This window comes from Clostridium oryzae, from assembly GCF_002029235.1.
In the GTDB taxonomy this organism is placed as follows: Bacteria; Bacillota; Clostridia; order Clostridiales; family Clostridiaceae; genus Clostridium_AE; species Clostridium_AE oryzae.
This window is the reverse complement of the sequence record NZ_MZGV01000012.1, coordinates 48,770-65,212: the sequence shown is the minus strand read 5'-3', so window position 1 is coordinate 65,212 and position 16,443 is coordinate 48,770. Positions and strand designations below refer to the sequence as shown.

Sequence of the window (16,443 nt, the reverse complement as noted above, 5' to 3'; positions counted from 1 at the left end):
ACAACTCTATAACAACTTTAATATAAAACCATAACATAGAAATTCTATTATGAAGATATAAAGGAAATCTTTTAATAAATATACAAATGGAGGAACTTTAAATGAGAGTAAAAAAAATAGGAATTATTCTCTGCGGGATTGTCTTTTCAACGATGACAATGCTGTCCGTTCCCGTAAAGGCAGAAACAAACTATGCATTTGTAATTAATGGTGGAGTACTGACTGAGTACAAGGGTCATGAAAAGGAGGTAGCTATTCCTAGTAACGTTAAGGAAATAAGTTCGGATGCTTTTCGAGATAACTCATTAATTGAAAAAGTTACCATTCCATCTTCAGTAAAAAGTATCGGCGATTATGCATTTGCTAATTGTTCAGCTCTGAAGAGTGTTGTTATGGAAGATGGTATACAGAGCATAGGTGCGGGAGCATTTGGAGAATGTAAAAATCTTAGTTCTGTTAATGTACCTGTTTCAGTAAAGAACGTTAATACTTATGCATTTGAGGACACAGCATGGCTGAAAAACTATAAGGATGATTATGTTATAGTAGGAGACGGTGTTCTTATTAACTACAAAGGCTCAAGTACAAATCTTACCGTTCCACAAAATGTAAAAACAATAGCATCTGACACTTTTGAGGACAACAGTAACATAACTTCAGTAACTATGCAAGCAGGGCTTAAAACTATAAATGATCAGGCCTTTTATGATTGCAGCAACCTAGCAGATGTAAAGGTGCCTAGTACAGTAAGTTCAATTGGTGATGATGCTTTTACATCTACAAAATGGTTAAATGAAAACAAAGATAAATTTTTAATTGTAGGTGACGGAATACTTTTGAAATATACTGGCTCTTATAAAACTATAACTCTTCCATCCAAAGTCAAGGTGATTGCAGAGTCAGCTTTTGCAGGAAACAAAAAATTAGAAAATATAACTTTGCCAAGTAAGCTTACTGAAATTGGCGTGGATGCATTTGCTAACTGTATTAAGCTTAAGAAAATAGTATTTCCAAGTAAGCTAAAAGTTATAGGATCTCAAAGTTTTTGGAAATGTTCATCACTTAGTAGTGTAAGTTTTTCTAAAAATTCGTCATGCGCTGAAATTGCAGATGATGCATTTGGGTGGTGTACTAAACTTAAACAAATGTCGTTACCAGCTAGTGTGAAAACCATTGGTGACTATGCTTTCTTAAAATGTACAGCTCTTAACAAAATAAATTTTGCTGCAAAAACCAAGTGTACTAAAATTGGAGAGTATACATTTAGTTACTGTACTAAACTTGTAAGTTTTACCATGCCGAGAGGAGTAAAGAGTACAGGTAATGGTATATTTAATAATTGCAAGGGATTAAAAACCGTAAAATTATCTAGTAATATGAAAACTATAAGTAGATATATGTTTGAAAATTGTAGTATGCTTAAAAACATTAATATTCCTAAATCAATCAAGACTATTGATTGTAATGCTTTTAAAAATTGTAAAAAACTCAAAAGTATAACTGGGGCTAAAGGAATAACTTTTGTTGATCTTGATGTTTTCGAAAACACTGCGTGGTTAACTAGCCATTCAGGTGATTTTGTGAATATAAATGGAATTCTTGTGAAATATAAAGGCAGTGGAACTAAAATAAAAATTCCTAAAAATATTACGAGGATTGCGCCTGCTGTTTTTGGAGGTAATACGAAAATAACAGCAGTATCTATTCCGTCAAATGTAAAAGCAATAGACCATAATGCCTTTGGAGGGTGCAGCAGTTTAGCAAGTGTAACTTTCTCAAAGGGATTAGAGGATATAGGAGAATTTGCATTTACAACATGTACTAAACTAGCCTCTATTTCTTTACCAGACTCCTTAAAAAAGCTTGGAGCAGGGGCCTTTGAAAATTGTACTGCATTGAAAAATGTGACACTTCCTAAACCGCATGTTGAATATGAAACCAGTGATAATGTTGATCCTGAAGATAATCAAGCTATATTTTGTAATACGCCTTGGGTGAAGAATCACGATGGAGCTTATATTATATCTGGTGACGGAACTTTAGTGGCATATACTGGAACAGAAAAGGATATTACTTTGCCTGCAAACGTGACTAGTATTGCGCCATTTGCATTTTCCTATAATAAATCAGTAGAAAGTGTAACAGTACCTGGAACAGTTAAGGTTATAGGGATATGTGCATTTTCTGATAGTGGCGTAAAGAAAGTGGTACTTGAAGATGGAGTCCAAGAGTTAAGCAGCAGTGCCTTTGGAGATACTACCTCATTAGGTGAAGTTGATATACCTGAAAGTGTTACAAAGTTTGGCTATCATATATTTGATTGCTACAATAGTAGGGATGTTGACTTAACTATAGTTTGCAGCAATAACTCAGAAGTTTATTATTATGCTTTGCTAAATAAGATAAATGTTGAGTTAAAATAATAAAATCATTAGAATGTAAGAGAAATGCAGAAGTTTATTAATCTAAATAGAAATAAAGAGTGGAAAAGCAGGCAGAGAAAGTATGCCTGCTTTTCATGATATACTGCGAAAGCTATGGATTGTGGCCTACAAAAGTAATAGTTTACGTATTTGTAGTCATGAGAATAATATATTTTTTTTACAACTTCATAACAACTTTGGAATAAGATTATAACATATAAATTTTATTATTAAAGAATACAAGATATGTTTTCTTTATAATATAAAGGGGGATTTTAAAATGTGGATGAAAAAAATTTCAATGGTTTTGTGTTTGACTATCTTTTCTTTTATGACAGTTATGCCAACTCCAGTAAAGGCTGAAGGAAATGATGAGTTTATAATTAAAGATGCAGTACTGACTGAGTACACTGGTCATGAAAAGAATGTAGTTATTCCTAGCACAGTTAAGGAAATAGGCTCAAATGCTTTTCAAGACAATCCAGCTATTGAACAAGTTACAATTCCATCTTCAGTGGAGACTGTTGGAATCCAAGCTTTTGATAGTTGCTCTGCTTTAAAAAGTGTTACCATGGAAAATGGGGTTAAGAGCATAGAAGGATATGCATTTTCACATTGCACAAGCCTTAGCTCAATTTCTACACCTACGTCTGTTAATGATGTTGATTCTAGTGCATTTGCAGATACAGCATGGATTACTAACTATAAAGGTGATTATGTTATAGTAGGTGATGGTGTACTTGTACGCTATAAAGGCTCAGATTCGAAACTTACTATTCCTCAAAACGTAAAAACTATAGCAAATCAAACTTTTGAAGATAATTCAAGCATAACCTCAGTAACTATGCAAGCAGGACTTAAGACTATAAAACACGATGCATTTAGCGGTTGTAGTAATTTAACAACTGTAACTATACCAAGTACAGTAACTTCTATTGATGATGAAGCTTTTGCGTATACAAAATGGTTAAAGAATAATAAAGACAAGTTTTTGATTGTAGGTGATCAAATTCTTCTGAAGTACACTGGTACAGATAAGAGCTTAACGGTTCCTGCAAAAGTAAAAAAAATTGCTGATAGCGCTTTTCAAGGAGATACTAGACTAAAAAAGGTAGTGCTACCTAATGGTCTTATAGAGATTGGCAACTCAGCGTTTTACAGTTGTACTCAGCTTGGTAATATAGTATTCCCAAGTAGCTTAAAAACCATAGGATTTATGAGCTTTTCAAATTGCTCATCACTTAGTAATGTAAGTTTTATAAAAAATTCAGAATGCAGTCAGATAGATAACTATGCATTTGAAAAGTGTATTAAGCTTACAAGCATAATGTTACCTGAAAAGTTGAGAACTATTGGGGAAGGTGTCTTTGATGGTTGTATAAGTTTGAGTAAAGTTACACTTTCATCTGCAAAGAAACTTACTGATATAGGTGATTATGCCTTTAGAGATTGCAAAGGACTTGGAAGCTTTATCATGGCAAACGGCGTAAAGAATTTAGGTGAAGGTGCATTTACTGGGTGTACAAAATTAAAGACTGTTGATTTAACTAGTAAAGTGGAAACTATAGGTGATTATACGTTTGAAAAATGTATTAGCCTGAAAAAGGTTGTATTTTCATCCTCTATAGCTTCAATTGGAAATGATGCGTTTATTGGATGTACTAATCTTATGAATATTTCTGTTCCAGCATCGGTGCAGACTATTGATCAGGAAGCTTTTGAAAATTGTAAGAGACTCAAGAGCATAACGGGAGGTAAAGGAGTAACTTCTGTTGGTTATGATGCTTTTAAGAACACAAGCTGGTTATCTAATTATTCAGGCGATTTTGCAACTATAAATGGAATTCTTTTAGCCTATAGAGGTAAAAATACTAAAATCGCAGTTCCTAAGGGCATTTCCAGAATTGAAAGTGGTGCTTTTGAAAATAACACTAAAATAACGAAGTTAAATATCCCCTCAAATGTTAAGTCGATAGGCAGCAGTGCATTTAGCGGTTGCAGCAATTTAACAAATGTAACTTTTAAAAGTGGTATAAAGGATATAGAAGAATATGCTTTTTATAAATGTGCTAAACTTGCTTCAATTTCTTTGCCTGAATCGTTAAATAAAATGGGAGAAGGTGCTTTTGCAGATTGTACTGCATTAAAAGATGTAACCTTACCTTCTTCACATATAGATTATCCTATCACTATTAGCTATGAAGATGATTATGAAAATCCTAACTATGGCGTGTTTGAAGATACTCCCTGGCAAAATAATTATGATGGAGACTATATTGTAACCAGTGATGGAACTTTACTTGCATATAAAGGAACGAAAAGTGATATTACATTACCTGATAATGTGACAAGTATTGCACCCCTTGCTTTTAGCTATAAGACTGTAGATAAGGTAACAGTACCTGGGACAGTAAAAGTTATCGGAGAATATGCATTTGCGGATAGTAGAGTGAAAACAGTTGTATTTGAAGATGGAGTTCAGGAGTTAGGTAACCATGCCTTTCAGGAAGCTTGTACAATAGAAGAGATTGATATGCCGGAAAGTCTCATTAAATTTGATGGTAATAAAATATTTTATTGGTGGAATGATGATCTTCCTTTAATTATTGGCTGTAAGAGTGGTTCAGAAGCATATTATTATGCTCTAGTACATGACTTGCATGTAAAATTAGTAAAATGAGATTATATCAGTTAGAGAAAGAGCTCGCAATAAGCGAGCTCTTTTTGAGAATATAAATAATAGGAGTCAGATCATTAAATTTAAGATATATGTAGAATTTATTAGTAAATCGTAACAATAGAAACCATAGTTGGCGTAATATAGCATATTTAACAAGAAATTTATTTTCATTAATTTTTATTTAATGTATAATAATGTTTGCGACAAGAAATTAAAACAGAGGAGGATAATTTGTGAAAACTAGTCGAAACATTTCAATAAGATTTAAAATTCTATTCATACCTTTAATTATTTTGTTTATTGTAATTGCAACGATAGCAAGTACATCAATCTATATTTCAAAATCCAGGTTAGTTGCACAGATGAAGGAAGATGGGATGAGTCTTACAAAGCAAGTGGCCAATCAGATAAAGTCATCTACAACAGCTAAAAATTTAATGAATGAAGATATTGATAACAAGATTAGAAATAATGCAAAATTTGTTATAATGGATAAACGTAAGGTAAGCAATGCTTTTTTAACCAAATTATCTAAAAATATGCATATTGATGAAATAAATGTTGCAGACAAAAGCGGCAAAATAATCTATTCAAATTTGAAGGATAATTTAAGTTATACCTTTGATGACAAGAGTACTGCCAAGACAGTATTGTCAGGAGAAAAGACCGAGTTAATTGAAAACATCAGGAAAAGTTCAGTAGGCAATAATTATTACAAATATGGTTATGAGGCAATGCCTGGTGGTGGATTTGTTCAAATAGGCCTGCTTGCTAATAGCTTGCAAAAATATAGCTCTTCAACTGATATGCAAACTTTAGTAGAAGATTTGGCAAAAGAAAAAGGTATAGAATATGCGTTGTACATTAGTAAAGATAGAAAAGCTGTTGCTCATAGTGATAAAAGCAGAATAAATATAAGGCTTACAGACGTGGGAAGCAAAACTGCTACTGTTGACGGTAAGCCTTATTCTTCAACTTTTTTCTATAAAACCGATAATACGTGGGTTTACGATGTCATAGTACCTTTAAAAAGAGAAGGTAAAATTATGGGGGCAATAGATATTGGACTTTCTATGGCAAATGTAAATCTGACTGTTAGAAATATTATTATTACGAATGTAGTAATATCAATAATTATTTTTATAATTATTGCTAACATTTTATTTTTACTGGCAAACAGCATAACCAAGCCAATAAATCAGCTTGTTAATGTATCAAAACAAATAGCTACTGGTAATTTAGCGGTTTTGGCTAAAGTTAAGAGTAAAGATGAAATTGGAATATTATCTTCTGGATTTAATGACATGATTAAAAATTTGAAGGAAACTATTGGCATTATAGGAAAGCAGTCTAATATAATTAATGATATGTCCAATTCATTACAAGATAATTCCAATGCTATGGTAACTACAACACAAGAAGTAGCAAATGCGATCAATGAAGTAGCAAAGGGCGCATCAGAGCAAACATTAAATATGGGCGAGGTGTCGACAGTCAGCGATTCGTTGGCGGAAGAGCTAAACAATATAAATGAAAAGGTCACTTTGGTAAAGGATAAGTCCAGAGCATCTGAGGAGAAGGCAGTCATAGGACAAGAACAAATTAATAAACTATTTAGCTCAATCGATGATATTCATAAATCTTTTGAAGAAGTTTCTAGAAAGGTTAATAGTTTAAATAACAGTGTGTCACAGGTTGGAAGCATTACTCAGGTGATTGATGGTATTTCTGAGCAAACCAATCTATTAGCATTGAATGCTGCAATTGAGGCAGCAAGAGCAGGCGAAAGCGGTAGAGGTTTTGCTGTGGTTGCAGAGGAAGTACGAAAATTAGCTGAGCAGTCTAAAAGTTCTACGGAAGAAATTCAAAGGCTTATTTCATCCATAAGTATTGAAACAGAAGATGTTCTTAAAACTACTTATGAGGTTGAAGGACTAGTGAATAATCAGTCTTCAACTGCCGAAATGACTTTGTCTGCTTTTAAAGAGATTCTTGATTCCATAGCAAGCATAGCTCCTTTAGTTGAGGACACCTATACTTCTTTGGCAAGTACAATAAATTCAAAGGAATTGGTTGTTTCCAAGATTGATTCTGTTGCCGCAGTATCTCAAGAAACTTCTGCTTCAGCAGAAGAAATTGCTGCTTCCTCGGAAGAGTTATTAGGATCTTTAGAGGATATTGCGAGATTTGCGCAACAACTAAATGAGGTTGCCACTAAATTAAACCAGAATACAGCCAAATTCACAGTATAATAACTTCAATTTAGGTTGGGAAGAAACAAATTACTCTTAAATTACGTTGGTGATAATATGAGGATGATATATTAAAAAAATAAGGTAGACTGGAAATTACTATAGAAACTTAATTCTATAGTAATTTTTTGTGCAATTTAATGTCAATTAAAAAGCAAGACATATATATAAGATAAAGAATAATGTAAATAATAAAAGAAGAACCACCAATTTATCTAGAAATTTGCCTATAAATTAATCCAACTTCATGTTATTAACTAATATTTGTGAATTTGAAGTAATTTGCTCTACTGTTGCAGATACTTCTTCTAGAGAAGCAGCCTGATTTGTCGCTATTTGACCTGTTTCATTTATTGTATCTATTATTACTTTCATATTATTACTCATTTCGGCAAGTGCAGATAGAATTTTTTTAGAGGACTCATTACTATTTGATGCTAATTTCCTCATTTCATCTGCTACTACTGAGAAGCCTTTTCCATATTCTCCTGCTCTTGAAGATTCTATTGCAGCATTAAGTCCAAGAAGATTAGACTGTTTAGCTATACTTTCGATTAAAGCTACAGCTTCGTTGCTTTCAATTATTAATTTTTCTGTTACTTTAGTATTCTCTATCATATAGTTTAACTTTTCGGATAGCTGTGTTGCGCCATTAGTAATTTCCGATATGGTAGAATTTATTTCTTGAAGGGAACTTTTTAATTCCATTGTAGAGCTTTTAATTTTCGAGAGATTTTCTATATTTGTTGACAAACTTAAAAAACCAACAACTTCACCTTTTTCACTAATAGCTGGAATTAGAACTAACTTAGAATCGATTCCATGCTCACTTTTATTAAGTACAGTTTTAAATGTCTCTTTTTTGTTAAAAATAGTATCATTAGCACCAATTTTTTCAGTAAAGCTACTATCGTACTTGTCCCCAACATTTGCAGATGATTTTGTGCTCTTACTATCTAGAGAGTATATACACTCTTTTTTATCCCAAATTGTGATTATTACATTTTTTTCAAATGCTTCACTTATAATCGGCGCAGCATGAATCAATGATTCAAAAATTTTTTCCATTACAGTTCCTCCTAATATCCGCTATATTTTATTAACAATATAACATAATTTAACATGCCTTTCAATGTATAATAGCTAATAAGATAGGATAAAAGGAGAAGCATATATTGAATTAGGGTACTTAAAAATAACTCTATCAGAAATGCTATTGACATAATCAGGTTGGGAAGTTATAGCGTTTAGGACTTTTATGCTAACTAGATTTTATCAAATATTGTGTTTAATAAAATAAAGAGCATCCAATCCTATGCGGATTGAATGCTTATAAATATTAATCTTAGAGTTAACGTAAATTACGAAATAAATGAGCACAAAACTATAATAGTTTTTTAGAAGAATCACTTAGCTATTTGAATATGTTCATGAAGAAAGTTATTGCAAAAGCATTGAAAAAATCTATAAATAGAGAGCCCACAAGCGGTACTGCAAAAAACGCCCTTGGTGCACTTTTATTATATTTTTCTGTAAGAGTTTCCATATTTGCCATCGCATTTGCTGTTGCTCCAAGTCCAAATCCACAAGTTCCTGAGGCAATAATTGCAGCATCATAATCTTTGCCCATTATTCTAAATACAACAAAGTACGCAAACAATGACATTAATGCTACTTGAGCTAATAATATAACCATCATTGGCAGCGCTAAATCTGCTAATTGCCATAACTTAAGTGACATAAGTGCCATGGATAAAAAGAAAGCTAAGCAAATGTTTCCTAGAGACTCAATTTCTTCAAGGACTAACTCCTTATTAGTAAAATCATAGATGTTTCTAATAATGGCTGCTGCTAGCATACCTCCAATATATGGTGGAAATGTTAAACCTATATCAACAAACCATTTTGAAATTATCGTTCCGATACCCATTGCTACTACAATAATTATAGCTGATTTCAACAATGAGTCTGAATCAAGATTTATCAGTTTATCTATGACAGTTTCATCTTGACAATCTTTTTCATTTTTGCCTGCAAGCTTATTTCTATCAATCAGAGCTTTTCCAATAGGACCACCAGTTAATGATCCCATTACTAGACCAAAGGTAGCTGCTGCCATAGCAATTGTTGCAGCTCCTTTCACACCAGCTTGCTCAAATAAAGGACCAAAAGCACCGGATGTTCCCGGGCCGCCTACAAGTGGAGTTGATCCGGTAGCCAAACCAATGTAAGGATGCAAATTAAATAGCTTAGCTAATCCAATTCCTAGTACATTTTGTACAATAACTAGAACTATACTCACAAGTAAAAAAATGAATGCTTGTATACCGCCTTTTTTCAATAACCTAAGACTTGCAGTGAACCCAATTGTAGTAAAGAATCCTATTAAAAATACATCTTTTAAGGTCTCATCAAATTCAAATGTAAAAGTCTTAGAGGTGTAGCCTAATAATGAAATTAGAGAAAATAGAATGCCTCCAACCACTGGCGCAGGAATGCAAAAGTGATCAAGTAATTTAATTTTTTTTCTCAATAAATCTCCAATAATTAATATAAATACTGCTAATGCAAGTGTTTGAATCAAGTCAAGTTTGAAAACCATTCTTCATACTCCTTTAAGATAGTCAGGTTATATGATAACATGTTTTATTTGCTTTGTATATAAGAAAAACTAGCCAGTACTGTTTCCAATTTTATCATATTATTAAATGCATATTATTAAATAAAAAGTAGTATCCTTTTATTTTTAGGGCATAATAAGAAATATTATTTAATAGAAAGAAGGTGGTTTAATGCCTAGTAATACTATTGCACCCAATAGATTGATAAACGAGAAGTCACCTTATTTACTGCAGCATGCACACAATCCGGTGGACTGGTATCCCTGGTGTGATGAAGCTTTTGAAAAAGCTAAGACTGAGAACAAGCCAATATTTTTAAGCATAGGCTATTCTACCTGTCATTGGTGTCATGTTATGGAAAGAGAAAGCTTTGAAGATGAACAGGTAGCTAAACTAATGAATGATACATTTGTATGTATAAAAGTTGATAGGGAAGAAAGACCTGAAATAGATAATTTATATATGTCTGTATGTCAGGCTGTGACTGGATCAGGAGGGTGGCCGCTTACCATTTTTATGACATATGATAAGAAACCATTTTTTGCAGGGACTTATATACCTAAAGAAAGCAGATACGCTAGTACAGGAATGCTGGAAATTATAGATAAAGTAAATACTTTATGGAGACAGGATCGCAGCAGACTTATTGAATATGGTGATCATATTATGAAAGCCATAGATAATTCACAGATGCATGAAACAGGAGACAGCATTGGCAGTAATGTCCTAGATAGGTGTTATGAACAGCTAAGTTCGATGTTCGATGACAGCTATGGAGGCTTTGGGAGAGCACCTAAGTTTCCAACTCCGCATAATATGCTTTTTCTGCTTAGGTACTATAAAAAAACTGGAGAGAAGCGTGCATTGGATATGGTGTTGAAAACGCTGGATGCCATGTATTCAGGAGGAATATTTGATCAGATTGGCTACGGGTTTCATAGGTATTCTACAGATAGGCGGTGGCTGCTTCCTCATTTTGAAAAAATGCTATATGATCAGGCACTGATAGCATATGTATGTGTTGAAGCATATCAACTTACAGTCTATAAAAAATATAAAGATATGGCAGAAAAGATTTTTGCATATTTAATCAGGGACATGAAATCTGACGAAGGATGCTTCTATTCAGCGGAGGATGCTGATAGTGAAGGGGAAGAGGGAAAATTTTACGTATGGTCTATTGAACAGATAAAAAGTATTTTGGACAAAGATGAAGCAGAAATTGCAATTAAAGTTTTCAATATGAAGCCGGATGGAAATTTTAAGGATGAAGCTATGGGAACATCAATAGGTACGAACATACTTCATTTAAACATTAATGAAAATAATCAAAGTTTAAGTAATAAACTTAATATGCCTGTAGAACAATTTGAACAGAAATTTGAACAAATCACAAAGAAGCTGCAGCAAGAAAGACAGAAAAGAGTGAGACCTTTTAAGGATGATAAAATACTTACTGATTGGAATTCACTTATAATAGCTGCGCTAGCAAAGGCTGGCAGAGTGTTTGGTAATAAGAATTATACTCAGATTGCTTGTATAGCGGCGGACTTTTTGGTGGAGTGCGTTCAGGAAAACGGAAGGCTTATGCACAGATTTAAAGCCGGCGATTGGGACTATAAAGGTAATATAGATGATTATGCTTTCTTTATCCATGCATTATTAGAGCTTTTCGAGACTACGTTTGATACGGAATATTTAAGGCAAGCAGTGACGCTTAATGATCAAATGCTTGAATATTTCTGGGACAAAGAAAATGGAGGTTTTTATTTTACTCCAAATGATGATGATGATATCTTAATGAGGACAAAAGAGGTATATGACGGTGCTGTTCCATCAGGGAATTCGGTAGCCTTGTTAGATTTAATAAAATTGTCTAGGATTACTGGAGATTACACATTAGAACAGTATGCTGATAAACTTCAGAAGGCATTTTCTAATACGGTTAAAGAATCACCAATATCATATACTCAAATGCTTGTAGGAATAGATTATTTAATTGGACCATCTTATGATGTTGTTATATGTGGAGATAAAACTTCCAAAGATACAATAAAAATGCTTTCAGAACTAAATAGTAGATATATTCCTAATATGACGGTGATATTATATCCAATAGATGAAGAAGAACCAGATATATCACATTTAGCTGAACACGTTAAAGATTTAGAATCTATAGAAAGAAAGGCTACGGCTTACATTTGTAGAAATTCAGTTTGTAATGCACCAACAATAGATATACAGCAAATGCTTAAATACCTAAACGCATAGCTTTTAATTTGTAATAAGGTAAGCGGTAAGAGTGATAGTTAAGAAGTAAAAATCTTTCCCTAAAGAAGGTTTCTGAAACTTTTACTTTTTCACTTTTACTTCTTAACTCATCTATAAACTTTAGTTTCATTATAAATCGATATAATAATTATAAATTTTTACGTTAAGAGGATACGAGCATGAAGACAGAAGAGAGAGAATTTATGAAAACTTCAGAGGGTAAATCTTCAAGAACAGTACTTGAGGAGATAAACAGAGCAAATATTAATCTTTCTCAGCTAAGGAGGAACTTAGAGATCATTCGCAGTAAGCTAAAGCCTGGTGTAAAATTTATGGGTGTTGTTAAGGGTGATGCATATGGACATGGTCTAGTAACGATTGCTGAGGAATTACAGTTATGTAATTGTGATGCCATAGGTGTTGTAAGACTTACAGAAGCTGTAGCATTAAGAGAAGCGAATATTAAGATTCCTATTATAATTCTAGCACCTATAATGCCTTCTCAAGTAAATTGCGTTGTGGATCAACATATAACGATAATGGTGGATAATGAAAAAACAATTAGTTCGCTGGATGAGTATGCGGCAAAGCAGAGTAAAATGGCTGAGGTACATGTTAAAGTAAATACTGGTTTGAATAGATATGGAATAGAGCCCAAAGATGTTTTAGGCTTTATAACGATGATACATAATAAATATCCTCGTATAAAAATCAGTGGTATATATACGCATTTTAAAGATCCAGAGACTAATTCACAATTTACTAATGAGCAAATTCATAAGTTTAATAATGTTCTTAACAGTTTGGAAAGAGAAGGCTTGCGCCCCGATATTGCTCATTCTGCTGGTTCAGCTGGTATTTTGATGTATCCTGAATCTCATTTTGATATGGTTAGATGCGGTCTTATACTTTATGGACTTGAACATAAGGAAGGTGACAGCAGTCTGCCTGAAGGTGTAAAATCAATTATGTCACTTGAAAGCAGAATCCTAAAAATAGAAAAAATAAAAGCAGGACATTCAGGAGGTTATGGAAATAGTTTTGTAGCCAAAAGGGATAGCTATGTTGCTGTGGTAGGAATGGGCTACGGTGATGGTATATCAAGAGGCTGGAAGGAAGTTTTGATTGCTGAAAGAAAGGTACCTGTCGTAAATTATTTTATGGATGGAATATTAGTTGATATTACTGATGTTGTCAACATAACAAAGGAATTTGATAAAGTAATTATAGTAGGAACTCAGGGGAATGAAAGTATTTCTTGGGTAGATGCCTGCAGCAGCATTAATACACGTATGGATGAACAGCTTCAAAGAATTACTGAAAGAGTACCGAAGCATTATTTTTACAACTAAATGTAAAACACCAGACATTTAACAATCTAATTGACAATATATAGGAACTATGATAAATTATATTAATATAATAGTACTATATTTAAAAGCTTTGATGAGGAAGAGTAGTCACAATCTTGAAGTATAGAGAGGGATTGGCGGTGGAAATATCCCGGGATGGATATGACGAAGGTAGCCTTGGAGCTTTGAACTGAACGCTTTTGCTAGTAGGTTTTAACGGGAGTTCCCGCTGTTAAAAGGGAAGTAGTATCGGCAGACTTATGCCCGTACTATATTAAAGAGTGTACTTATGTACAAAATTAGGTGGTACCGCGAATATAACCTTTCGTCCTATTGTTAGGATGGAAGGTTTTTTTATTTTCTGTAATTGCGCAGTTACAGAAAATATTAAAAAATTAGGAGGAATCACAATGAATAAAAAATATAATGCAGAAGAAGCAGAAAAGAAATGGCAGAAATATTGGCAGCAAAATAATATATACAAATATGACTTTAACATCAGCAAACAGACTTTTTCTATAGATACTCCACCGCCGACAATAAGCGGAAGTTTGCATATAGGTCATATATTTTCCTATACTCAAGCTGAAATGATAGCTAGATTTCAAAGAATGCAGGGAAAGAATGTATTTTATCCTTTTGGATTTGATGATAATGGTTTACCAACAGAAAGACTTGTAGAGAAGGAAGAAAAGATAAGAGCAGCATCATTGCCAAGAAGCGAATTTATAGAAAAATGTCTTGATACCACCCAAAAATATGAACAGGAATTCAAGGAACTTTGGATGGCTATGGGGTTCAGTGTTGATTGGGACCTGCAATATTCGACGATAAACAGCAGGGTACAAACGATATCTCAAAAGGCATTTTTAGATATGGCAAAGGCAGGTAAAGCATATATAAAGGAATCACCAGTATTATGGTGTACTACCTGTCAAACTTCTATAGCTCAGGCAGAGCTAGAGAGCAAGGATATAGAAACCACCTTCAATTATATACCATTTGTAGTTGAAGGTGAGGAACTGATAGTTGCTACTACAAGACCAGAACTACTTTATGGTTGTGTATGTTTATTTGTAAATCCGGAGGATGAGAGGTATGAAAAGTATGTTGGAAAAGCTGCAAGAGTTCCATTATATAATTATGAAATACCGATATTAACGGATGAAAAAGTAAGCCTTGATAAAGGCACAGGGCTAGTAATGTGTGCAACATTTGGAGACACTACAGATGTGGAATGGTATGAAAAGCACGAGCTTAAATATAAAAAGGTTATCAGGCCTGATGGAAAGCTGTATGATGATGTACCATTTATAGGCGGACTTAAGGTTATAGCTGCAAGAGAAAAAATAATTAAGCTTCTTAACGAAAGAGGACTTCTGAAAAAAAACGAGACCTTAACTCACACTGTTTCTATTCATGAAAGATGCGGCAGACCAATAGAAATTATCAATTCAAAACAGTGGTATATAGACATCTTAAGTGAAAAGGAAAAATATTTAAAGGCAGCTGATGAGATAAATTGGTATCCATCCTATATGAAGAGTAAATATATTAATTGGGTTGAAAATTTAAAATGGGACTGGTGCATATCCAGACAGAGATACTTTGGTATTCCATTTCCTTTATGGTACTGCAGTAAATGCGGAAAACCTATATACGCTGAAGAGGAAGAACTTCCGGTAAATCCGATGGAGTCAAAACCAATTAAAACCTGTACATGCGGCAGCAGCAAATTCGTACCTGAAACGGCAGTACTTGATACTTGGGCTACCTCATCCTTAAGTCCTTTGATAAATTCAAAATGGAACTCAGAAGAAGATATGCACAACAAGCTTATCCCAATGTCCATGAGAACTCAGGCTCATGAAATAATAAGAACATGGGCGTTTTATACAATAGTAAGGAGCCTTTTTCATACCGGAAAGCTTCCGTGGAGGGATATTATGATATGTGGTTTTGTTCTAGCGAAAAAAGGAGAGAAGATAAGCAAATCAAAAAATAATGCAGGATCATCTCCCAAGCAGCTTATAGAAAGACACTCTGCAGATGCATTAAGATACTGGGCAGCAGGGGCTAAGCTTGGAACGGATACGATGTTCTCAGAGGAGGAACTTAAGCTTTCAAGAAGGTTTCTTACGAAGCTTTGGAATGCAGCCAGTTTTTGCATAATCCATCTTCAGGACTATAATGGTAATAAACCCGAGGAACTTTTGCCAATCGATAGATGGATAATTGATAGGATTAAGCAAGTTGAAGAAGCTGCAGCGGAAAGCTTAAAGCACTATGAAATTGGAATTGCTAAGCATACTATAGACGATTTTTTTTGGCAGGATTTTTGTGATGACTATCTGGAAATAGTAAAGGATAGACTCTATAAACCAGAAGTTCATGGAGAGAAGGAAAGATATTCTGCTCAATATGCCCTTTACAACGTACTCTTAGAGCTGCTTAAGCTCTATGCAATCTATGTCCCTCATATAACAGAAGAAATATATCAGTCCTATTTTAAACAGTTTGAGAAGGTAAATTCAATTCACAGTATGATTTGGAATATGAGTCCTAATTATGGCGATGGAAGCATATTGCAATTTGGAGAGCATATTAAGATTATAATAAATGAAGTAAGAAGGTATAAATCGGAAAAGAACCTATCCTTAAAAGATAGAATAGAAACTCTTAAGCTTCAAATACCAGAAAGTGAGGGCCTGTACCTTACTAAAACCATTAAGGATATAAAAGCCTGTACATGGGCTGAAAATATAGAATTTGAATTTAATGATGAATTAAGTGTTAAGCTTTATTAATTTGTCAGAAGATACTAGGCTGCTGATTGCAATAGCT

At 33.6% G+C, this 16,443-nt stretch carries 8 protein-coding genes and 1 other annotated feature; of the genes, 6 read left to right on the top strand and 2 right to left on the bottom strand.

Annotated features, from left to right (window positions below; all coding sequences use genetic code 11):
• The first annotated feature begins 101 nt into the window (after positions 1 to 101).
• The 3 genes from CLORY_RS07690 to CLORY_RS07680 all read left to right on the top strand — a co-directional run bounded on the left by CLORY_RS07690 (position 102) and on the right by CLORY_RS07680 (position 7,355).
• On the top strand, positions 102 to 2,423 hold the full coding sequence (locus CLORY_RS07690; protein ID WP_079422936.1) for a leucine-rich repeat domain-containing protein: 2,322 nt from the start codon (positions 102 to 104) through the stop codon (positions 2,421 to 2,423).
• A 280-nt stretch (positions 2,424 to 2,703) separates the two neighbouring features.
• Positions 2,704 to 5,103 carry a leucine-rich repeat domain-containing protein gene (locus CLORY_RS07685; RefSeq protein ID WP_079422935.1) on the top strand — a complete coding sequence of 800 codons (2,400 nt, stop codon included), beginning with the start codon at positions 2,704 to 2,706 and terminating at the stop codon, positions 5,101 to 5,103.
• A gap of 233 nt (positions 5,104 to 5,336) precedes the next feature.
• Positions 5,337 to 7,355, top strand: coding sequence for a methyl-accepting chemotaxis protein (locus tag CLORY_RS07680; protein WP_079422934.1), 2,019 nt, complete (start codon positions 5,337 to 5,339; stop codon positions 7,353 to 7,355).
• A gap of 234 nt (positions 7,356 to 7,589) precedes the next feature.
• Here CLORY_RS07680 and CLORY_RS07675 read toward each other — a convergent pair whose 3' ends face one another.
• Both CLORY_RS07675 and gltS read right to left on the bottom strand, forming a co-directional pair.
• Positions 7,590 to 8,423 carry a methyl-accepting chemotaxis protein gene (locus CLORY_RS07675; protein WP_079422933.1) on the bottom strand — a complete coding sequence of 278 codons (834 nt, stop codon included), beginning with the start codon at positions 8,421 to 8,423 and terminating at the stop codon, positions 7,590 to 7,592.
• 346 nt (positions 8,424 to 8,769) lie between these two features.
• Positions 8,770 to 9,957: a sodium/glutamate symporter gene (gene gltS, locus CLORY_RS07670; protein ID WP_079422932.1), complete on the bottom strand. Its 1,188-nt coding sequence runs from the start codon at positions 9,955 to 9,957 to the stop codon at positions 8,770 to 8,772.
• A 190-nt stretch (positions 9,958 to 10,147) separates the two neighbouring features.
• Here gltS and CLORY_RS07665 point away from each other — a divergent pair, with 190 nt between their 5' ends.
• The 3 genes from CLORY_RS07665 (at position 10,148) to CLORY_RS07655 (ending at position 16,406) form a co-directional block, all read left to right on the top strand.
• Positions 10,148 to 12,247 carry a thioredoxin domain-containing protein gene (locus CLORY_RS07665; RefSeq protein ID WP_079422931.1) on the top strand — a complete coding sequence of 700 codons (2,100 nt, stop codon included), beginning with the start codon at positions 10,148 to 10,150 and terminating at the stop codon, positions 12,245 to 12,247.
• Positions 12,248 to 12,426: 179 nt separating this feature from the next.
• A complete protein-coding gene (alr, locus tag CLORY_RS07660) occupies positions 12,427 to 13,599 on the top strand; it encodes an alanine racemase (protein ID WP_079422930.1) in 1,173 nt (390 codons plus the stop codon).
• 82 nt (positions 13,600 to 13,681) lie between these two features.
• Positions 13,682 to 13,935: a binding site (T-box leader), on the top strand.
• Between the two features lie 74 nt (positions 13,936 to 14,009).
• A complete protein-coding gene (locus CLORY_RS07655; RefSeq protein WP_079422929.1) occupies positions 14,010 to 16,406 on the top strand; it encodes a valine--tRNA ligase in 2,397 nt (798 codons plus the stop codon).
• The last annotated feature ends 37 nt before the right edge of the window (positions 16,407 to 16,443 follow it).